The sequence below is a fragment of the Arthrobacter sp. USHLN218 genome (assembly GCF_037144715.1).
GTDB lineage: Bacteria > Actinomycetota > Actinomycetes > Actinomycetales > Micrococcaceae > Crystallibacter.
On the sequence record NZ_JBBCYT010000003.1, the window covers coordinates 408,659 to 427,924 of the forward strand.

A 19,266-nucleotide genomic window follows, 5' to 3' on the forward strand; every position below is an offset into this window, starting at 1 on the left:
CAGGGGCGGTCAGCGGACCGGGTAGCCCGCTTCGCGGATGGCCTTCTTGACCTGCGCGATTGCGTCGTCCGGACCGAAGTGGAACACCGAGGCTGCCAGGACCGCGTCCGCGCCGGCCGCCACGGCCGGCGGAAAATGCTCCGGCTTGCCGGCACCGCCGGAGGCAATCAGCGGCACCTTCACGGCGGCACGGACGGCCCGGATCATCTCCAGGTCGAAGCCTTCCTTGGTACCGTCCGCGTCAATCGAGTTCAGCAGGATTTCGCCGACACCGCGGTCCGCCGCCTCCCGGGCCCAGGCGATGGCGTCGATGCCGGTGCCCTTGCGTCCGCCGTGCGTCGTGACCTCGAACCCGGAGGGAACGGAGCCGTCCGCCGTGCGCCGGGCGTCGAGGGACAGCACCAGGACCTGGGAACCGAAGTGCCGGGCGATCTCGTCGATCACGTCGGGGCGCACTACGGCGGCGGTATTGATCGAGGCCTTGTCTGCGCCGTAGCGCAGCAGCTTGTCGACGTCGGCCACGCCGCGCACGCCGCCGCCGACCGTCAGCGGGATGAAGACTTCCTCGGCGGTGCGGGCGACGACGTCGAACGTCGTTTCCCGGTTGCCAGAGGAGGCGGTCACGTCAAGGAAGGTGAGCTCGTCCGCCCCGGCACGGTCATACCGGTGGGCGAGTTCCACCGGGTCGCCGGCGTCACGCAGGCCCTCGAAGTTGACCCCCTTGACCACGCGTCCGGCGTCGACGTCGAGGCAGGGAATGACACGGATGGCGACTGACATGCTGTCCTCCCCGTTCAGATGCGGCAGGCGTGGATGGTGCTGACCAGGATGGCGCGGGCGCCCAAGTCGTAGAGCTCGTCCATCACCCGGTTGGTCTGGCTGCGGCGGACCATGGAGCGCACGGCCACCCATTCGGTGTCCCGCAGCGGCGAGACCGTCGGCGATTCGAGCCCGGGCGTCAGCGCAGCGGCCTGCTCGACCAGGTTCTTGCGGATGTCGTAGTCCATCATCACGTACTCGCGGGCGACGATGACGCCCCTGAGCCGGCGCATCAGCACGTCGAGGCCCGCCGGCGCCGCGTGCCCCTTGCGGCCGATGAGGACGGCCTCGGACTTCAGGATCGGGTCGCCGAAGATCTCCATGCCGGCCGCCTTGAGCGTGTTGCCGGTTTCGACCACGTCGGCGATGGCGTCCGCGACACCGAGCCGGACCGAGGACTCCACCGCGCCGTCGAGCCGGACAACCTTGGCATCGATGCCGCGCTCCGCCAGGTAGTCGCGCAGGAGCCCGTCGTAGCTGGTGGCCAGCCGCTTGCCTTCCAGCTGGTCGGCCCGGGAGAACTCGCCTACGGGCCCGGCGAAGCGGAAGGTGGAGGCGCCGAAGCCCAAGGACAGCAGCTCCTCGGCTTCGACCTGGGCGTCGAGGAACAGGTCGCGGCCGGTGATGCCGACGTCCAGGGTGCCCTTGCCGACATAGACGGCGATGTCGCGGGGACGGAGGAAGAAGAATTCGATGTCATTGTCCGGATCGACCATGACGAGTTCACGGTTGTCACGGCGCTGCCGGTAGCCGGCCTCCGTGAGCATGCCGGAAGCGGCCTCGGACAAGGAACCTTTATTGGGAACAGCTACACGCAGCATGGACTGACTTTCTGCAAGGATGTGGCCGGCTCCAGGGCCGGCGGGGTCGGAAGAACGTTGCCGGTGGTCTTAGCGGAACACCTTCTGAGGCGGTGTCCCGCTACAGATGCTTGTACACGTCCTCCAGCGACAGGCCCTTGGCGAGCATCAGCACCTGCAGGTGGTAGAGCAGCTGGGAAATTTCCTCGGCGGCCGCCTCGTCCGACTCGTACTCCGCGGCCATCCAGACCTCCGCGGCTTCCTCGACGACCTTCTTGCCGATGCCATGGACGCCGGAATCCAGTTCGGCTACGGTGCCGGAGCCCTCCGGGCGGTTCAGGGCTTTCTCGCTGAGCTCGGCGAAGAGGGATTCGAAGGATTTCACGCTCTTTAGAGTACGTCAGGGTTCCGCGTGCGCCGCAAAAGGCCGCGGCCTATGTGACAAAGGCCACCGGCCCGGCGACGCACCGGGCCGGTGCCGCGTCACACTCCCAGCTTGCGCAGTGTCGCGGCGGTGGCCAGGGCGGCGGTGACGGCCTCGTGACCCTTGTCCTCGTTGGAGCCCGCCAGCCCGGCCCGGTCCAGCCCCTGCTCCTCCGTGTCGCAGGTCAGCACGCCGAAGCCCACCGGCGTGCCCGTGCTGACGCTGACGTTCGTCAGGCCTTCCGTGGCAGCCTGGCAGACGTACTCGAAGTGCGGCGTCCCGCCGCGGATAACGACGCCGAGGGCCACGACCGCGTCGAAGTGCGGTGCCAGCCGGGCAGCAGCTACCGGCAGCTCGAAGGCGCCGGGAACCCGGACGAGTTCGGGCTCGGCAATGCCTGCCTCGGCAGCGGCGCGGCGTGCCCCGTCGACCAGGCCGTCCATGATCCTGGTGTGCCAGCTGGCTGCCACGATGGCCAGCTTGAAGCCGTTGCCCTCCGTGTTGAGGCCTTCGAGGTCGATGACGGGCGCTCCGTGTCCGCTCATGGGTGCTTCTTCCTTCCGGTGCCGCTGATGCCGCGGCATGTGGTTCAAGTGGGTGTTTCGAGGCTGCGCGGCTGCGTCAGCTCTGGTGGATCGGCTGCTCTTCCAGCAGGGCCAGGCGGTGGTCCATACGGTCCCGCTTCGTCTGCAGGTAGCGGCGGTTCTGTTCGCGCGAGGGCACTTCCGAGGAGACCATCTCCTCGACGGTGATTCCGAAGGCAGCGAGCTTGGAACCCTTGATCGGGTTGTTGCTCAGCAGCCGGATACGGTCCAGCCCCATCGTGTGCAGGATCGCGGCGGCAGCAGAGTAGTCCCTGCCGTCGACCGGCAGGCCGAGCTGCTCGTTGGCTTCCACCGTGTCCGCGCCGCCTTCCTGCAGCGCATACGCGCGGATCTTGTTGGCCAGGCCGATGCCGCGTCCCTCCTGGCCGCGCAGGTACAGCACCGTGCCGCCATGCTCGGCGATCAGGGTCAGCGCCTGCTCCAGCTGCTCACCGCAGTCGCAGCGGTAGGAGGCGAAGACGTCGCCCGTGAGGCACTCAGAATGCAGCCGGACCAGCGGGGCGGATTCCGGGCGGACCGGAGACGTGACGCTCAGGTGCTCCACCCCGGTGCCGTCGTCGGTCCACGCGCGCGCGGTGAAAAAGCCGAAGGCCGTCGGCAACTGGACGGAGGGGCCGCCGGTGACGCTGGCCAGCGGCGCCGCCGGCGCGGTGCCCGGCGCCGCCGTCTCGTCGACGCCGTTCATCGTCCGGCCTCCCCCGCCGCGGGCCGTGCCGCGGACAGGTGGTTCACCAGGTCCTCGATGGAGACCAGCGGGCAGCCGTGCTCATTGGCGAACTCGCGGAGCGCGGGCAGCCGCATCATTTCGCCGTCGTCGTGCACCAGTTCGGCGATGACTCCGACCGGTTCCCGACCGCCCAGCCGGCACAGGTCCACCGCCGCTTCGGTGTGGCCGCGGCGGGCCAGGACACCGCCGTCGACCGCCCGCAGCGGGAAAATGTGGCCGGGACGGCTCAGCTGGGCCGCGCTGCTCTGCGGCGACGCCAGGACCAGCGCGGTGCGCGCGCGGTCCGAGGAACTGATCCCGGTGGAAACGCCCGACGCGGCATCGCAGGAGACGGTGTAGGCGGTGCCCTTGGCATCCTGGTTGTCCTCCACCATCGGCGGAAGGTTCAGGTGGTCCGCCCGCGCACCGGTCAGGGGCACGCAGATTACGCCGGAGCTATGCCGCACGGTCCAGCCCATCAGGGCAGGGGTGGAGGCATCCGCGGCGAAGATGATGTCGCCCTCGTTCTCGCGGTCCTCGTCATCGACGACGACGACCGGCCGGCCGGCGGCAATGGCGGCGATCGCCAGTTCGATCGCGTCCAGCCTGATCGGGGATTCGACGGCCGCGCTCATGCCTGCTCTCCTGCCGCGTGGCGGGCCGGCTGGCTGCCGGCAGCGGTGTAGGCCAGCAGCCGCTCCGCGTACTTGGCCAGCACGTCCACCTCGAGGTTGACCTTGTCGCCGATGGCCTTGGCGCCCAGCGAGGTTTCGGCCAGCGTGGTGGGGATCAGTCCGACCTCGAACCACGGCTCCTCGGCGCCGGGTTCGCTGACCGCCGTCACGGTGAGGGATACACCGTCGACCGCGATGGAGCCCTTCTCCGCGATGTACCGGGCCTGCCGGGCCGGGACGGAGAAGCGCAGCCGGTCCCAGTCGCCGACGTTCTCCCGCTCCAGCAGCGCGCCCACGGCATCGACGTGGCCCTGGACCACATGGCCGTCCAGCCGCCCGCCGGCCGGAACGCAACGTTCCAGATTGACGCTCATGCCTTCCTTCAACTCGCCGGTGGTGGTCCGGCGCAGGGTCTCCCCCATGACGTCGACGGCGACCCGGCCGTCCGCGATGCTCACGGCCGTCAGGCAGACACCGTTGACCGCGATGGAGCCGCCGAGTCCGAGGTCCTCCGCGGCCGCGCCGGCGGAGAACGTCAGCACGGCGCTGTCCGTTTCGGGGTGGAGGACCAGCGACTCAACGCCGCCTCGCTCCGTGACAATTCCGGTAAACATCAGAGTCCTTTCTGTACCGCAGGCGTGGTGCCAGCCGGTGCTGGTTCAAGATGCAGGCGCAGGTCAGCGCCGAGATTGATGGTGTGGCCGCCGCCGGAGCTGTCCCAGCGCCAGTGCGCCGCGTCGGCCAGGGTGCTGATACCCAGCGGCGCCGTCGAACGCGTGCCGGCACCGAGCAGCAGCGGCGCAAGATAGAGGACCAGCTCGTCCACGAGGTCCGCCTTCAGGAAAGCGGCCGCCACCGTGGCGCCGCCTTCGATCATGGCGTGGGCCACGCCGCGGCGCGCCAGCGAGTCCAGCACTTCGGCGGGATCGTGGGTGTGCAGCTGGAGGAACTTCCCGTCACTGCCGCGCACCGCCGCGTCATCGGGAACGTCGCGGGCGCCCATGACCACCCGCAGCGGCTGGGCGGCAGCGGGCTCCCCGTTCCCGGACCGGGCGGTCAGCCGGGGGTTGTCGGCGAAGACGGTCCCGGTTCCGGCGATTATGGCGTCCACCCGCGCCCGGATGCCGTGGCTGTCCTGCCGGGCCGCCTCCGAGGTGATCCACTGGCTGCTGCCGTCGGCCGCCGCGATCAGGCCATCGAGAGTCTGTGCGATGTGCATGGTGGTGAACGGCCGCTGGGCGGACTTCGCCTTGAACCACCGCTGGTTCAACTCCAGTGCCTCGCCACGGCAGAGGCCGGAGCGCACATCCACCCCGCGGCTGCGCAGGTAGTCGGCTCCCCCCGCGGCCGCGGTCTGGTCGTCCGAGGCATGGACCAGGCGGCCGATCCCGGCCTCGGCCACGGCGACCGCACAGGGGCCGGTCCGGCCCTGGTGGTTGCATGGCTCCAGCGTTACCACCATGGTGCAGCCGGCCAGGGTGGTCCGGTCCAGCCCCTCCGGCAGGTTTGCCAAGGCCTCGATCTCTGCATGCGGGAAGCCGGCGCCCCGGTGGTGGCCGCTCGCCAGGATCGCTCCGTCGGCGTCGAGGACTGCCGCACCGACCAGCGGGTTTGCCCCGCGGATCCCGCGCCGCGCCTCGCCGAGGGCCAGCTGCATCGCACGTTCCTCGGCCGCCGTGAACTTTTGAATCGCCATCAGCGGGCCGCCCCTTCCAGTTCCGGCTCCGCGACAGCCGCCCCGGCCTCGGCCTTGATGCGGTTATGCGCGCGCCACCAGACGAAGAAGCCGACGAGGGTGAATGCTCCGTAGAAGAGGTACATGACGGCCGAGGCGTAGTAGCCGGCGCTGAAAAGCAGCGGCACGCCCACGATGTCAACGGCAACCCAGACCAGCCAGAACTCGACCCAGCCGCGGGCCATCCCGTAGGTCGCCAGCAGGGAGCCGACGAAGGTCCAGGCATCAGCCCAGACAGGCTCGTAGGAGCCCAGCGCCGCGAACAGCGGAGTGAGAGCCACGGTGCCCAGCACCATGCCGGCTGCCAGGCCGATCCGTTCCCGGCCGGAGGCGAATCGCGGGGCCAGCGCATGGCCGGCTCCATCGGCGCCGTCCCGGCGGCTTTGGCTCCAGCGCCGCCACCCGTAGACCGCTACGGCAATGAACATGATCTGGCGGCCGGCCTGTCCGAGCAGCGTGGCCGTACTGGCGGCGCCGAACAGGGACCCGAGGAAGACGGTGAGGAGCAGGATGTTGCCGGCGATGCCGACCGGCCAGGCCCATACTTTCCGCCGCATGCCCCCGAGGGCGCTCAGCAGGCCGAAGATATTGCCCAGCACCTCGCGCAGCAGCAACACGCTGCCGGCGACGGGTATCTGGGCTTCAAAGAGCCACCGCAGGAGATCCATGCCGTTCCTTTCCGAAAGCCGCGGCGGCTCCGGGGTAACGACAGTGCGGTAGATGCAGGCAACGGCGGCCAGGTCCATGCGGACCGTGCGCACCGTCGGCTGGCTGCCAACTGTACGTGCTTCTCCCATCCAGACTTTGACTGTCGGTACCGGAATTCCACCGGTTCAGCCGCTGCCTGCGGAACATTGCTGTTCCACCGGCCGCGGGTCGCGGACTATAACCGCCGGTTCGGACTTACACCGACCCCGGAGCACGTTGTTTGTGATTGCTATTGTGCCATAACTGCCGGCGGCTCCACGGCTATTCCCGTCATGGCCTGTAACACACGACACAATTGATGTATCAGTCCCGGGACAGAGCCTTTTGGGCGGCGTTCCTCAACGACGTGATGGCGGCATCCGGGTCCTCGGCCCCGTACACCGCCGAGCCGGCGACGAAGACAGTGGCCCCGGCCGCGGCAGCCCGGTAAATGGTCTCCTCGGTGACGCCGCCGTCCACCTGGATGGCCACCGGGAGGCCCGATCCGGCGACGGCGTCCGCGGCACGGCGGATCTTCGGCAGGGTGACGTCCAGGAAGGACTGGCCCCCGAATCCGGGTTCCACCGTCATGATCAGCAGCATGTCCAACTCGGGCAGCAGGTCCAGATAGGGTTCGACGGCGGTGGCGGGCCTCAGCGCCATGCCCGCCTTCGCGCCGCGATCCCGCAGGTCGCGCGCCAGCTTGACCGGCGCCGCCGACGCTTCGACGTGGAAAGTCACCGACTCCGCGCCGGCTTCGGCGTAGCCCGGCGCCCACCTGTCCGGATCCTGGATCATCAGGTGTACATCCAGCGGCAGCCTGCTCACCGCCTGGATCCGTTCCACGACCGGCAGGCCGATGGTCAGGTTGGGCACGAAGTGGTTGTCCATCACGTCCACGTGGACGGCGTCGGCCGATCCGATCCGGGCAAGTTCGGACTCAAGATTGACGAAGTCTGCGGACAGGATGCTCGGGTTGATGCAGCACTGGTGCATGGCTGGTGGTCAGTCCTTTCCCGCCGGCGCGCCGGCGGATGTCTTCTTGCGCAGCAGGGACAGGAACATCGCGTCCGTCCCGTGGATGTGCGGCCACAGCTGGGCCGTGCTGCCGGCGCCCTCGGCCCGGCCGGCCTGCAGGTCCCCGGTGAGGCTTGCGGCATCCAGCGCGGCAGCCGAATCCCCCGGTTCCATCTCCGGGTGGCGACGGAGCGCATCGGAGACGACCGCCGTCGTTTCGGCAATGTGCGGGGAGCAGGTGACGTAGGCGACCAGGCCTCCCGGCTTCACCGCGGCGATGGCTGAGTCGAGCAACTCGCGCTGCAGCGGGGCCAGTTGGGCGACGTCGGCGGGGCGGCGGCGCCAGCGGGATTCAGGCCGCCGGCGCAGCGCGCCGAGGCCCGTGCACGGAGCGTCCACGAGCACCCGGTCGAAGCTTTCCGGCTCAAGGCTACCGAGGTCCCGCCCGTCTCCCGTCCGCACGTCCCAGACCCGGTGGTCCACCGGACGCAGGGCCTGCCGGACCAGTTCGGCACGGTGGGCCGCCGGCTCGTTCGCCAGCAGCGTCGCCCCCTGTTCCGCCGCAAGCGCCGCCAGCAAGGCCGCCTTTCCGCCGGGGCCGGCGCACAAATCGAGCCATCGTTCCGGGCCATCGGTCCGCAGCGCCGCGCCCGCCAGTGCGCGCGCCACCAGCTGGGATCCGGCGTCCTGGACGCGCGTTGTGCCCTTCCGGACCGAGTCGAGCCTGCCCACGTCACCGCCGGAGTAGAGCGCGGAGTCCCTCACCAGCCCGCCCGGTTGGGCGCCAGCGTCGAAGGCCTCTTCAAGGTCTCCCAGTCCAGGCAAGGCGACGAGGTTGACCACGGGAGCCGCGTTGTCCGCATCCAGCAGCTGACCGATCTCTTCCACGCTCCGGCCGTGGCCCGCCAGCGCCTGGCGCAAAGCGCGCACGATCCACTCCGGGTGGCTCTGGGCGATGGCGGCGGCGGCCACCGGATCGCTGCCGTCCGTCAGCTCCGCAGTCCAGTCCGCGAGGTCCCGCGCACTCACCCTCCGGAGGACGGCGTTGATCAGGGAGGCCGGACCCGCGCCGATCACGGCACGGGCCAGCCCGACGGTCTGGTCCAGGGCGGCATGGGCCGGCACGCGCATGGCCAGCAGCTGATGAGCGCCCAGCCGCAGCGCGTCGAGGATCGCGGGATCCAGCTGGTCCAGCGGGCGGTCCACGCACTTGGCCAGGATCGCGTCGTAGGTGCCTTGCGCCCGCAGCGCGCCATAGGCGAGCTCGGTAGCGAAGCCGGCATCACGCTTGTCCAGGCGGTGCTGCCGGATCCGGGCCGGAAGCACCAGGTTCGCGTACGCATCTTCGCTGCTCACCGCGCGGAGCACTTCGAAGGCCACCAGCCGTGCCGGGTCCGCCCGCCGGGTGCGCTCCGACGGAGCGGCGCGCGTATGGCTGCGGTTGACGGGGCGGTTGCGTTCCCGCCCGGCAGCGTTGCGCCGCCCGGCCCCCGGCCTGTGCCTGCCGCGCTGGCCGTCCTCGTTTCCGCTCATTCGAACCGCACATCCTCACGTTGTCCCAGGCCGCGTGCCCAGTCGGCCGCCGCCATCATCTTCTTGCCGGCCGGCTGCACCTGGCCCAGTTGCACGGCGCAGGAGCCGGTTCCCACCAGGGCCGAGGCGGACCCGCCGGAGCTGGGCAGCACCTGGCCGGGCGCCAGGTCACTGCGGTCCTGCCGGAGCGTGACCGGGCCGAGCTTAAATCGTTGGCCCGCGAGCGTGGTCCACGCTCCGGGCTCCGGAGTCACGCCGTTGACCCTGCGCCGGATGGCCAGCGCCGGCTGGTTCCAGTCGATGTGGCCATCCTCAAGTCCCAGCTTCGGGGCCGCCGTAGGCCGGCCGGCCTGCGGAACGGCAACGCCTTTTCCTGACAGCACGACCGACAGCGTCTGGGCCAGCAGCGTCGCCCCGCTGAGCGAGAGCCGCTCAAGCAGCTCGCCGCTGGTGTCCTCCGGCCGGATCGCTTCGGTGAGAGTGCCGTACACGGGACCGGTGTCCAGCCCCTTTTCGAGCAGGAAGGTCGAGGCGCCGGTCATCTCGTCCCCGTTGATCACCGCATGCTGCACGGGGGCAGCACCGCGCCACTGAGGCAGCAGGGAAAAGTGCAGGTTGATCCAGCCGTGGGCCGGCAGCGCCAGCGCCTCCTCCGGCACCAGGCCGCCGTAGGCCACGATCGCCGCCACATCCGGGGCGGCCTCGGCGATGGCCGCAAGGGCAGGATCATCGAGGCGGTTCGCCTTGATGATGCGCAGCCCAACCTCGGCCGCCCGCCGGGCCACCGGTGACGCGGTCATGATCTTCTTGCGTCCGACCGGAGCGTCCTCGCGGGTCAGGACGGCCACGATGTCGAAACCGGCTGCCGCAATCGCGTCGAGGGACGGGACAGCCACACCGGGCGTGCCGGCAAAAAGGACCCGCGGCCGGGCCTCGGGGACGGTCATGCCTGCGGCTGCCCGAAGGCGCCGGCACCGAAGCCCGACCCGACACTCGCCGACCGCTTGGCCGTCGTGTCCCGGGCAACGGTGTTGTAGGAGGCGTTCCGGATCGCCCGCAGGGCGCTCTTGCGTTCCTCGCCGGACAAGTGGTCGATGTAGAGCACGCCGTCCAGATGGTCCGTCTCGTGCTGGAAGCAACGCGCCAACATTCCTTCGCCCTCGACAGCCACGGGGTTGCCGTACATATCGACGCCGGTCACGCGGCTCCAGCGCCGGCGCCGTACCGGATAGCCGAGCCCCGGAATGGAAAGGCATCCTTCCGCCTGGTCCTCCTGGAAATCGTCGCTGTTGTCCAGCACCGGATTGACCACATGGCCGCGCCGTCCGTCGATCTGGTAGGTGAACACGCGCAGGCTGACCCCGACCTGCGGTGCGGCCAGCCCGGCTCCCTCGACGTTCTCCATCGTCTCGTCCATGTCGGCAACGAGCTTTTCCAGTTCGGGGCCGAACTCGGTCACCGGCTCGGCCTTGGTGCGAAGCACCGGATCTCCGATGATCCGAATACCTAGGACGGTCATCTGCTCTTCTACCTCACTTCTGCCGTGGAAAACGTCGCTTCAAGTCTATGTGCCTTCAGCTGGCAGCCGGCTCGACAGCGCGCACTGCCGGCGCCGGAGGGCCGACGGGCAACAACGCGCGGCCGGCGTCCGCCACCTGCAGCTGAAGGTCCCACACCCGGCGCAGTGCGCAGAACTTGTACCAGTGGTACCTCAGGACCTCCGGGTTGGCGCGCATCGGGCGTACTTCCGTTTCCCCGATGGCCACACCCAGGAGGACCGGGTCATCACCGTACGCCCATGGCTCCCAGCTACCCGCCGCCGCATCGACCAGGCTTTCCTGCGCCTTCATCCCGGCCACCAGCTGCATGACGACCTTCTCGTCCATGGCCTTGACCTGTCCGTTGCGGTCCGTGCCCTTGGTCTTGAAGTCGATCAGGCACAGCCGGCCGCCGATCCGGGCCACCAGGTCCATTGTTCCGGCGTAACCGAGCTCGGTGTTCCACACGGTGATCTCGGGTTCGATCGGCTCGACCGCGTACAACTCCCACCACTCGTCGAAGCGCGCCGCGAACGCCTCTTCACCGTTCGCCTTCAGCGCCTCGCGTGCCTCCGCCATTCGGTGCGGACGCCCCAGTGCCCGCAGCGACACCTGCTCGCAATAGGAATGCACCCGGTCCCCGCGCGACGCCGCCGCATCCCTGTACCGTTCCGCAGCGGAAGACGCTTCTTTTGCCAAGGCCCGCAGCTTGGCGGGATTCCCGGCGGCCTCGGCCAGCCGGTGGTCCTGCGCCATGGCGGTGGCCGCCATATGAGAAAACCACCCGCCCAGGTCCGTGGGTGCCTGCGATATCACGGTCGTAATGGAGGGGACACTCGGAAGTTCCGAGGTGGAGCGGGAGTACATCCGTCCGAAATCGGTCTTGTGGGCCAGCGCCGGATCTGTCATACCAAGCATCATCTCAGAGACAACTGACGGTTTCGGGCCGCGCTGCTGGAGGGGCCGCCCCTCGGCCGCAACGGAAGAGGCCCCCGCCCAGGCTGAATTGCCTGGGCGGGGGCCTCCCGCATGGTGGGCGATACTGGGTTCGAACCAGTGACCTCTTCGGTGTGAACGAAGCGCGCTACCACTGCGCCAATCGCCCGGGTTGGATCCGCCATGCGGACCAACGTCGCTTATGCATCGTAGCCGACAGATGGCGATGCGCAAAAACGCGCTCTTCGTCCTGCCCGCCGGGCCCCAATAGCGGCGCAGCCGGCGGGCAGGACGGAGAGCCCGATTGGACGAAGCACGATTCGTCCTATAGAGTTCTTACTCGTTGGAAATCGCCGAGGCGCTCCGGAAAGACAACCGGACCGGGCGATATCACGACATGCGGACGTAGCTCAGCTGGCTAGAGCACCACCTTGCCAAGGTGGATGTCGCGGGTTCGAATCCCGTCGTCCGCTCGCAAGTCACTGTTTGTGCCAGCTCTGCTGGCCGGTCCTGAGTCTGCAGGCCACGGTGGGGTGGCCGAGAGGCGAGGCAGCGGCCTGCAAAGCCGTATACGCGGGTTCGAATCCCGTCCCCACCTCGTATGCAGGTAGTACTTGCTTACAACCCTTACGGGCGATTGGCGCAGCGGTAGCGCGCTTCCCTGACACGGAAGAGGTCACTGGTTCGATCCCAGTATCGCCCACGGATGGAGCCCGTTCACGGATCCTCTCCACGCGGACGTAGCTCAGCTGGCTAGAGCACCACCTTGCCAAGGTGGATGTCGCGGGTTCGAATCCCGTCGTCCGCTCCACTCCCCCAATACCGGCGGCGTTCACAGCTGCCCCGGTCTTGGAACCTGGGCGATTGGCGCAGCGGTAGCGCGCTTCCCTGACACGGAAGAGGTCACTGGTTCGATCCCAGTATCGCCCACGGATGGAATCCGATTTCGGATCCTCTCCACGCGGACGTAGCTCAGCTGGCTAGAGCACCACCTTGCCAAGGTGGATGTCGCGGGTTCGAATCCCGTCGTCCGCTCCACTTCTCCCGATTCCAGGGGCCACTCAGGTCCGCCGGTATCGGATCCGGGCGATTGGCGCAGCGGTAGCGCGCTTCCCTGACACGGAAGAGGTCACTGGTTCGATCCCAGTATCGCCCACCACTTGGAACGGCTCCGGCGCGGAGCCGTTCTTTGTTTAATCGGCCAATCCCGTCCCGGTACCAGCCAGGAGCTGTCGAGGCTGCCGCTGCCTGTTCTTCCGCCTTTCACGGAAGGGCAGACCCTGCCATGGTGGAAGACTCCACGGGCGAACAGGAGAATCCATGGCCGGCAATGCGGAACCCCATGACAATGAACTGGACACCCTGCTGGCTTTCCTGGCCCAGCAGCGCTACGTCCTGAAACTGACGGCGTACGGGCTGGGAGAAGACCAACTGAGGCTGAGGCCCACCGCGAGCGAGTTGAGCATCGGCGGCCTGATCAAGCACGTCAACGCTACCGAAGCGTCGTGGATCGACGTCGTGGAAGGCCGGGAGCGCAGGCAGGACCCGTCAAGCTACACAGCTGGTTTCACCCTGCGTGCGGATGAGAGCGCCGCGGAACTGCTGGAAGACTATGAGGCTACCGGCCACCGTACTGACCAGGTCTGCCGGGCCCTCGGAGCAGTCGACGCCCCGGTGCTAATGCCTGATGACCCCTGGTTCTCCGGTCGTCGGGAGGGCTATAGCCTGCGCTGGATCCTGGCGCATTTGATCGCGGAGACCGCGCGGCACACTGGCCACGCGGACATCATCAGGGAATCTATCGACGGTGCCACGGCATTCCCGCTCATGGCCGCGGCCGAGCACTGGCCGCCATTGGACTGGATGACACCGTGGACTCCGCCCGAGCGCAGCCGTTGACGCTGTGGCTGCCTCGCCTAGGATGGAACCCGAAGGGAACAGACGGTTCCCGCGGGAGAAAGGAGGTGGCTGTGTCTATATTTGACGAGCTCAAGGGCAAGGCCGGAGGGCTGAAGGACAAGGCAGCCGTGCTGGTCGGCAACAACGCCGACAGCATCAAGGGCGGCATCGGCAAAGTCGGTGACTTCATCGACAACAAGACCGGAGGCAAATACTCCGGACAGGTCGACGGCCTCCAAGCCAAAGCCTCCGAACTCATCGACCGGGCGCCGGGGAACAACGGTTCCGGACGCGCCGGCGGGGTAAACCCTCCGGCCTCGTAGCTCTTTGGGAACGGCAAAGGTGGCGCCGGTCCTGCCGCGAGGCAGCACCGGCGCCTCTTGCGTTCCTAGGAGGCTTCCCCGGTCATGCCCTCGCGGGCCAGGGCCGTCAGGCGTGAGACCGCACGGTAATACTTCTTCATGTAGCCCCCGGACATCATCTCCGGGGTGAACAGCTCATCGAAGGGGGCACCGCTGGCGATGATGGGAACATCCTTGTCGTAAAGCCGGTCGGCCAGGACCACGAACCGCAGCGCGACCGACTGTTCCGTAATAGTGGCCACGTTGTGCCAGGCCACCGCGTCAATTCCGTCGATGAACTGCCGGTAGCGGCTCGGGTGGACGCCCTCCAGGTGGCTGACGAGGTCGCTGAACTCGTCGGCGGCGACCACCTGCCCGTCGAAGTCGCTGTATACCCGCCGCTTGAGTTCCTGGTCGCTCAAGGGCGCGGGTGCGGCCGGCAGTCCGCGGTGGCGGTAATCTTCGCCGTCGATCCTGATGACATCGAACTGGTCCGCCAGGACCTGGATCTCGCGCTGGAAGTCGACGGCGGCGAAGCGGCCCTCCCCCAGAGATCCGGGCAGCGTGTTGGAGGTCGCAGCCAGCTTCACGCCGGCGTCGGCTAGTTCCCGCATGAGCCGGGACATCAGGACGGTGTCGCCCGGGTCGTCGAGCTCGAATTCATCGATGCAGACCAGCTTGTAGCTGCTCAGCGCGTCAACGGTCTTGCGAAAGGACAACGCGCCGACGAGGTTCGTGTATTCGACGAAGGTGCCGAATGCCTTCGGTCCCTCGACGGCGTGCCACAGGGACGCCAGCAGGTGGGTCTTGCCGACGCCGAAACCGCCGTCGAGGTAGATGCCCGCCCGGCCGGGGGCCTTCTTGGCCCCGAAAAGCCGCCTGAGCCCGGTCGGCGCGCGGTGGTCCGTAGAGGCGGCAAAGTCCTGCAGCGCTTTGACCGCGGCGGCCTGGGACGGCTGCGACGGGTCGGGGCGGTAGCTGGCGAAGGAGACCTCACCGAAGCGCGGCGACGGATGGAACCCCTTCAAGAGTTCGTCGACGGAAACCTTCGGGGTCCGGCGGGTTAGCTGTTCGATCTGGGGCACGTTGGGCCGACCAATGCCTTCCTGGGATTTGCTCGGCGGTGATTTGCCGCCAGAAAAACGATACGCTACGCCGTCTATATTGTCGGATTCCTGCCGGATGTGCCGCTTCTAACGGATGAGGCGGCGGAAGCATTTGCCGCGGGCTGTGGTTAGGCTAGGCGGGAGCCCAATCCCTGTTTACCCGAAAGGACAGCCGTGCCCGTTGCCGCTGAATCGAACGAGAAGTTTGCCGCCTACGCCAACCCGGAGCGGCTCGTGTCCACCGAATGGCTTGCCGCCAACCTGGACAACGAATCGCTGGTCGTCGTGGAGTCCGACGAGGACATCCTGCTCTACGAGACCGGCCATATCCCCGGTGCAGTAAAGATCGACTGGCACACCGACCTCAACGACCCGGTGGCCAGGGACTACGTGGACGGCGCCGGCTTCGCCAAGCTCATGAGCACCAAAGGCATCTCGCGCGACAGCACCGTGGTGATCTACGGCGACAAGAGCAACTGGTGGGCGGCCTACGCCCTCTGGGTCTTCACGCTGTTCGGCCACGAGGACGTCCGCCTGCTGGACGGCGGCCGCGACAAGTGGATCGCGGAAGGCCGGGAACTGACCATGGAGGTGCCCCAGCCGGTCTCCACCGACTACCCGGTCATCGAACGCAACGACGAACCCATCCGCGCCTACCTGTCCGACGTGCTGGCGCATTTCGGCAAGCCGCTGATCGACGTCCGCTCTCCCGAGGAGTATTCGGGCCTGCGCACAACCATGCCGGCCTACCCGGAGGAAGGCACCCTGCGCGGCGGCCACATCCCGAGCGCGGCATCCGTTCCGTGGGCCAAGGCCGCGGCCGAGGACGGGACCTTCAGGAACCGCGAAGAGCTTGAAGCCATCTACAAGGGAGAGGCCGGACTCAAGGAAGGGGACGAGGTGGTCGCCTACTGCCGGATCGGGGAACGCTCGAGCCACACGTGGTTCGTCCTCAAGCACCTGCTGGGCTTCGGCAACGTACGCAATTACGACGGCTCCTGGACCGAATGGGGAAATGCCGTCCGCGTCCCGATCGTCAAGGGCTCCGAGCCCGGCGAAGCACCGGCCCCGCGGCGCTGACCGGCGTAGGATAGATGACTGTGACTGAACAACAGATCCCTGCCCAGCTGGCGGAAATCATCGACGACTTCCAGGCCATGGAGGAACCCGACCGCCTGCAGCTTCTGCTGGAATTCTCCCGCTCGCTGCCGGAACTGCCCGAGCACCTCGCGGACCATCCGGAACTGCTCGAGCAGGTCGTTGAGTGCCAGTCACCGCTATTCCTGGCCCTGGAACTCGGGGACGCTCCGGAACAGCCCGTGGAGATCTTCTTCTCGGCTCCCCCGGAGGCCCCGACCACCCGAGGCTTTGCTTCCGTCCTCCACGAGGGACTCAACGGTTTGCCCGCGGACGAGATCCTCGCGGTGCCGGATGACGTCCCGGACCAGCTCGGGCTGACCCGGGCGATCACGCCGCTGCGGATGCGCGGCATGGCCGCGATGCTCGCCCGGATCAAGCGGCAGATCACCGACGCCCGCTCCGCAGCCTGAGCGGGCCGGGTTCCAATGGCCAAGCGCGCTGCCTCCTCCGGGACGCCGGCGACGCTGCTGCTGGACCAGGCAGGCGTCGCCTATGAGCTGCACGGCTACGAGCACGATCCGCGGGCGGCCAGCTACGGGCTGGAGGCGGCGGAGGCCCTGGGCTTCCCTCCGGCCCGGGTGTTCAAGACGCTGATGGTGAGCACGGGACCGTCCCTCGCTGTCGCGATCATCCCGGTGGCCACCAGCCTCGACCTCAAGGCCTGCGGTGCCGTCCTGGGCGTGAAGCGGGTCGCTATGGCCGATCCTGCTGCAGCGCAGCGCCGGACGGGATACGTCCTTGGCGGCATCTCGCCGCTCGGCCAGCGGCAGCCCAGTCCTACCGTCCTTGACGGTTCCGCGCTCGGCTTTCCCACCATCCTCGTGTCGGCCGGCCGCCGCGGTCTCGACATTGAACTGGCCGCCGGGGACCTTGTCCGGCTGACCGGTGCCACGGTAGCGGACCTGGGCGCAGGTTAGGTCCCGGCCGGCCGCTCTCCGGCGGTGCCGTTGGCCCCGGCATGCTGTCCGGCTGCGCCGGTGCGGCCGGTCCGTGCCGCTCCGAGGACCTCGGCCAGCCATTCGGCCACCGTGGACTCCCAGCGGTCCGGGTCCACATTCCATTCCCTGGTGTGGCCGGCACCGGAGAACCGTTCGAAGGTCACCAGGCGGGGATTCTGCTCCGCGAGCTCGGCCGAGGGACCGTACGGCACGAAGTCGTCATCCTGGCTGTGCAGGATCAGGGTGGGCACGCTGAGCTGGTCCGCCCTGTCCACCCAGTTCATCTTGCGCAGGTCCAGCGGGGAGGCGAGCCCTGTCAGCAACCGGCCCGCCTTGTTGGAGATCAGCCACTGCGTGAACCGGCCGATGGCCGCCGGAATCCTGTTCAGCCGTGCCTGGTAGGCCAGCACATCGATCCAGTTGATGACCGGTGCGTCCAGCACCAGGGCGCGGATCCGGTTCCGGTGGATGGACTGATCCGCTGCCTGGAGGCAGATCGCGCCGCCCATGGACCAGCCGAAGAGGACCACATTGTGCGCACCATGGTCCAGGGCATAGCCGATCGCGGCTTCCACGTCGAGCCATTCGGTAAGCCCGAGCCCGTACCTGCCATCCGGCGCCGCCGGCGCCTCGCCGTCGTTGCGGTAGGAGATCAGCAGTGACGTCATGCCCAGGTCCTTCGCGGTCCGCACGGCGCGGATGCCCTCCTGCCGGGTGGCACCCCGGCCGTGCACCATGATGGCCCAGGTGCGGCTGGCCGCGTCCCCGCGGATCAGCCAGGCGGGCGCGTGGCCGCCGTCGACGTCGATCCGGACTTCTTCGTTGGCCAGACCTGCGGCGGCCGGATCCGGGTAGACCGCGCCGCCCCACCAGCCCCGGCGCGCCGAGCCCAGTTCCCCGCTGTAGACCCGCTCCACGCGGCGCTGCACCGTGCCGTCCTTCGGTGAGTACGACGTGATCCCGCCGATCCTCGCATGGCCGCGTCCGCCGTCGAAATAGATGCTGTAGATCCCGGGGGAAGTGGTGTCCAGGGCGGCCGGCAGGATGATTTCCTGGTCCTCCCCGCTGCCGACGACGGCGTAGATTTCCAGGTTCTGCTCGTGCTCGCGCACCGGCGTCAGCAGTTGCCGCGCGAAATAGGATGCCAGCCCGGAGCTGGCCGCGGCCAGCACCGATCCCGTCCCGGCACCGATCATGGCGCCCAGGCTGATCCAGCGCACCCAAGGCAGGGTCGTGGCCGCGGCCTCCCCTGCCGCTGACGCCGTCGATGACTTCCGGGAAACAAACAGGGCCATGATTCCATTCTTACCTCACGCGCGATGATGAGCGGCCATACCCCGCCGAGGCGGCCCCACCCGCCGGCATGAGGCGGAATGCGCCGCCGTATTGTTGGCGGTCGCCGATGCTGGCTACGCTGGGCCCATGACGGAAACGATCGTGGTACTCACCGAGGAACCGCTCAACAGCGCGGACCTGAGGAATCTTGAACTGCTGGCCTCGGAGGGCACCATGTTCAACGTGCTGATCCCGGAAGACACCAAACGCAACCTGGTGCTGGACTTCCTGGACAACCTGAGCCTGCTCGACGTCGCGGCAGCCTTCCGGGAACTGCTCCACGGGCAGCCGTCGGCGGACGAGGCCAAGACGGAGGCCGAGGAGGCCAAGCGGCTCTCCATCGAAGCGCTGGCCGGCAGCAGGCTCGCCGGCACGGTGGAGATCGTCGGGGACGACGCGGTGTCCGCCCTCGTGGACCACGTCCGCCGGCACCCGGTGGACCGGGCCGTGGTCATCACCACCCCGCATGCCGTCGAGGACACCTTCCACACCGATTGGGCCAACCGGGCCCAGGACAAGCTGGGAATCCCTGTGCTCCACCTCTACTCCGGATCGGGATACATCGGCGATTCGTAGGCGTTGAAAGGATATGACCAACGTGGACAACACTGAAGAAGCCTTCCCCGTCACCAAGTCCGAGGACGAGTGGCGCCGCGAATTGACGCCGGAGGAATACCACGTGCTGCGCCAGGCCGGCACTGAGCGGCCCTACACCGGCGAATATTGGGACACCCACACCAACGGCGTCTACAAGTGCCGGGCCTGCGGCGCTGAACTATTCACCAGCAAAGAGAAGTTCGACTCGCACTGCGGCTGGCCGTCCTTCTGGGCCCCGCTGGCAGAGGGCAAGGTCCGTTACCTGCACGATGCAACGCTCGGAATGGAGCGGATCGAGGTCCGCTGCGCGAACTGCAACTCGCACCTGGGCCATGTCTTCGAGGGCGAGGGCTACCAGACGCCGACCGACCAGCGCTACTGCATCAATTCTGTCTCGCTGACGTTGGAGGAAGACGCCGCCGCCGGCTAGCCGCGA

23 protein-coding genes, 8 tRNA genes and 1 riboswitch are annotated in these 19,266 nt (G+C 68.1%); of the genes, 14 read left to right on the forward strand and 17 right to left on the reverse strand.

Annotation, left to right across the window (positions count from 1 at the left end):
• Nucleotides 1–9 precede the first annotated feature (9 nt).
• The 15 genes from hisF to WFH44_RS09210 form a co-directional block, all read right to left on the reverse strand.
• Nucleotides 10–780, reverse strand: coding sequence for an imidazole glycerol phosphate synthase subunit HisF (hisF, locus tag WFH44_RS09140; protein WP_336713501.1), 771 nt, complete (start codon nt 778–780; stop codon nt 10–12).
• A 14-nt stretch (nt 781–794) separates the two neighbouring features.
• A complete protein-coding gene (gene hisG, locus WFH44_RS09145) occupies nt 795–1,640 on the reverse strand; it encodes an ATP phosphoribosyltransferase (protein WP_336713504.1) in 846 nt (281 codons plus the stop codon).
• A gap of 100 nt (nt 1,641–1,740) precedes the next feature.
• Entirely contained in the window at nt 1,741–2,004 is a 264-nt protein-coding gene (locus WFH44_RS09150) for a phosphoribosyl-ATP diphosphatase (protein WP_264794276.1), read from the reverse strand.
• A 98-nt stretch (nt 2,005–2,102) separates the two neighbouring features.
• Nucleotides 2,103–2,588 carry a 6,7-dimethyl-8-ribityllumazine synthase gene (ribH, locus tag WFH44_RS09155; protein ID WP_336713506.1) on the reverse strand — a complete coding sequence of 162 codons (486 nt, stop codon included), beginning with the start codon at nt 2,586–2,588 and terminating at the stop codon, nt 2,103–2,105.
• A gap of 76 nt (nt 2,589–2,664) precedes the next feature.
• Nucleotides 2,665–3,333 (reverse strand): GTP cyclohydrolase II, encoded by a 669-nt coding sequence (ribA, locus tag WFH44_RS09160; protein WP_336713508.1) that lies wholly within the window; start codon nt 3,331–3,333, stop codon nt 2,665–2,667.
• A complete protein-coding gene (gene ribB / locus WFH44_RS09165; protein ID WP_336713510.1) occupies nt 3,330–3,989 on the reverse strand; it encodes a 3,4-dihydroxy-2-butanone-4-phosphate synthase in 660 nt (219 codons plus the stop codon). Before ribB ends, ribA begins: the two co-directional genes overlap by 4 nt.
• Nucleotides 3,986–4,642, reverse strand: coding sequence for a riboflavin synthase (locus WFH44_RS09170; protein ID WP_336713512.1), 657 nt, complete (start codon nt 4,640–4,642; stop codon nt 3,986–3,988). Before WFH44_RS09170 ends, ribB begins: the two co-directional genes overlap by 4 nt.
• A complete protein-coding gene (gene ribD / locus WFH44_RS09175; RefSeq protein WP_336713514.1) occupies nt 4,642–5,724 on the reverse strand; it encodes a bifunctional diaminohydroxyphosphoribosylaminopyrimidine deaminase/5-amino-6-(5-phosphoribosylamino)uracil reductase RibD in 1,083 nt (360 codons plus the stop codon). The genes WFH44_RS09170 and ribD overlap by 1 nt, the downstream gene beginning before the upstream one ends.
• On the reverse strand, nt 5,724–6,431 hold the full coding sequence (gene pnuC / locus WFH44_RS09180) for a nicotinamide riboside transporter PnuC (RefSeq protein WP_336713654.1): 708 nt from the start codon (nt 6,429–6,431) through the stop codon (nt 5,724–5,726). Before pnuC ends, ribD begins: the two co-directional genes overlap by 1 nt.
• A gap of 113 nt (nt 6,432–6,544) precedes the next feature.
• Nucleotides 6,545–6,689: riboswitch (FMN riboswitch) on the reverse strand.
• An 85-nt stretch (nt 6,690–6,774) separates the two neighbouring features.
• Entirely contained in the window at nt 6,775–7,446 is a 672-nt protein-coding gene (gene rpe / locus WFH44_RS09185; RefSeq protein WP_336713516.1) for a ribulose-phosphate 3-epimerase, read from the reverse strand.
• 9 nt (nt 7,447–7,455) lie between these two features.
• Nucleotides 7,456–9,000, reverse strand: coding sequence for an RsmB/NOP family class I SAM-dependent RNA methyltransferase (locus WFH44_RS09190; protein WP_336713518.1), 1,545 nt, complete (start codon nt 8,998–9,000; stop codon nt 7,456–7,458).
• Nucleotides 8,997–9,947 (reverse strand): methionyl-tRNA formyltransferase, encoded by a 951-nt coding sequence (fmt, locus tag WFH44_RS09195; protein ID WP_336713520.1) that lies wholly within the window; start codon nt 9,945–9,947, stop codon nt 8,997–8,999. Before fmt ends, WFH44_RS09190 begins: the two co-directional genes overlap by 4 nt.
• Nucleotides 9,944–10,519 carry a peptide deformylase gene (gene def / locus WFH44_RS09200; RefSeq protein WP_336713522.1) on the reverse strand — a complete coding sequence of 192 codons (576 nt, stop codon included), beginning with the start codon at nt 10,517–10,519 and terminating at the stop codon, nt 9,944–9,946. The genes fmt and def overlap by 4 nt, the downstream gene beginning before the upstream one ends.
• Before the next feature lie 55 nt (nt 10,520–10,574).
• Nucleotides 10,575–11,447 (reverse strand): cytochrome, encoded by an 873-nt coding sequence (locus WFH44_RS09205; protein ID WP_336713524.1) that lies wholly within the window; start codon nt 11,445–11,447, stop codon nt 10,575–10,577.
• Nucleotides 11,448–11,568: 121 nt separating this feature from the next.
• Nucleotides 11,569–11,643, reverse strand: a tRNA-Val gene (locus WFH44_RS09210).
• A 230-nt stretch (nt 11,644–11,873) separates the two neighbouring features.
• Here WFH44_RS09210 and WFH44_RS09215 point away from each other — a divergent pair.
• The 9 genes from WFH44_RS09215 to WFH44_RS09255 all read left to right on the forward strand — a co-directional run bounded on the left by WFH44_RS09215 (nt 11,874) and on the right by WFH44_RS09255 (nt 13,696).
• Nucleotides 11,874–11,947, forward strand: a tRNA-Gly gene (locus WFH44_RS09215).
• A gap of 54 nt (nt 11,948–12,001) precedes the next feature.
• Nucleotides 12,002–12,072, forward strand: a tRNA-Cys gene (locus WFH44_RS09220).
• Nucleotides 12,073–12,105: 33 nt separating this feature from the next.
• A tRNA-Val gene (locus tag WFH44_RS09225) sits at nt 12,106–12,177 on the forward strand.
• A 31-nt stretch (nt 12,178–12,208) separates the two neighbouring features.
• A tRNA-Gly gene (locus tag WFH44_RS09230) sits at nt 12,209–12,285 on the forward strand.
• 47 nt (nt 12,286–12,332) lie between these two features.
• Nucleotides 12,333–12,404, forward strand: a tRNA-Val gene (locus WFH44_RS09235).
• A gap of 31 nt (nt 12,405–12,435) precedes the next feature.
• Nucleotides 12,436–12,512 (forward strand) — tRNA-Gly (locus WFH44_RS09240).
• A gap of 46 nt (nt 12,513–12,558) precedes the next feature.
• Nucleotides 12,559–12,633: transfer RNA gene (locus WFH44_RS09245), tRNA-Val, on the forward strand.
• A gap of 161 nt (nt 12,634–12,794) precedes the next feature.
• The gene (locus WFH44_RS09250; RefSeq protein ID WP_336713526.1) at nt 12,795–13,373 is read left to right on the forward strand and encodes a DinB family protein; all 579 of its coding nucleotides are present in this window, start codon (nt 12,795–12,797) and stop codon (nt 13,371–13,373) included.
• 71 nt (nt 13,374–13,444) lie between these two features.
• Nucleotides 13,445–13,696, forward strand: coding sequence for an antitoxin (locus WFH44_RS09255; protein ID WP_264794289.1), 252 nt, complete (start codon nt 13,445–13,447; stop codon nt 13,694–13,696).
• Between the two features lie 65 nt (nt 13,697–13,761).
• Here the strand turns inward: WFH44_RS09255 and zapE are convergent, their stop codons facing one another.
• Complete coding sequence (zapE, locus tag WFH44_RS09260) at nt 13,762–14,799, reverse strand: cell division protein ZapE (RefSeq protein WP_336713528.1); 1,038 nt, start codon at nt 14,797–14,799, stop codon at nt 13,762–13,764.
• Between the two features lie 195 nt (nt 14,800–14,994).
• On the opposite strand from zapE, the gene WFH44_RS09265 reads away from it, so the two are divergent.
• Genes WFH44_RS09265 through ybaK form a run of 3 tightly spaced genes read left to right on the forward strand, consistent with a single transcriptional unit; the run spans nt 14,995 to nt 16,877 of the window.
• A complete protein-coding gene (locus WFH44_RS09265) occupies nt 14,995–15,900 on the forward strand; it encodes a sulfurtransferase (protein ID WP_336713529.1) in 906 nt (301 codons plus the stop codon).
• 14 nt (nt 15,901–15,914) lie between these two features.
• On the forward strand, nt 15,915–16,370 hold the full coding sequence (locus WFH44_RS09270) for a SufE family protein (protein ID WP_336713530.1): 456 nt from the start codon (nt 15,915–15,917) through the stop codon (nt 16,368–16,370).
• A gap of 15 nt (nt 16,371–16,385) precedes the next feature.
• Nucleotides 16,386–16,877: a Cys-tRNA(Pro) deacylase gene (ybaK, locus tag WFH44_RS09275; RefSeq protein ID WP_336713531.1), complete on the forward strand. Its 492-nt coding sequence runs from the start codon at nt 16,386–16,388 to the stop codon at nt 16,875–16,877.
• Here ybaK and WFH44_RS09280 read toward each other — a convergent pair.
• On the reverse strand, nt 16,874–18,193 hold the full coding sequence (locus WFH44_RS09280) for an alpha/beta hydrolase family protein (RefSeq protein WP_336713532.1): 1,320 nt from the start codon (nt 18,191–18,193) through the stop codon (nt 16,874–16,876). The genes ybaK and WFH44_RS09280 overlap by 4 nt on opposite strands.
• A 127-nt stretch (nt 18,194–18,320) precedes the next feature.
• On the opposite strand from WFH44_RS09280, the gene WFH44_RS09285 reads away from it, so the two are divergent.
• Both WFH44_RS09285 and msrB read left to right on the forward strand, forming a co-directional pair.
• Complete coding sequence (locus WFH44_RS09285; protein ID WP_264794295.1) at nt 18,321–18,809, forward strand: hypothetical protein; 489 nt, start codon at nt 18,321–18,323, stop codon at nt 18,807–18,809.
• A 13-nt stretch (nt 18,810–18,822) separates the two neighbouring features.
• Nucleotides 18,823–19,260, forward strand: coding sequence for a peptide-methionine (R)-S-oxide reductase MsrB (gene msrB, locus WFH44_RS09290; protein WP_336713533.1), 438 nt, complete (start codon nt 18,823–18,825; stop codon nt 19,258–19,260).
• Nucleotides 19,261–19,266: the final 6 nt, after the last annotated feature.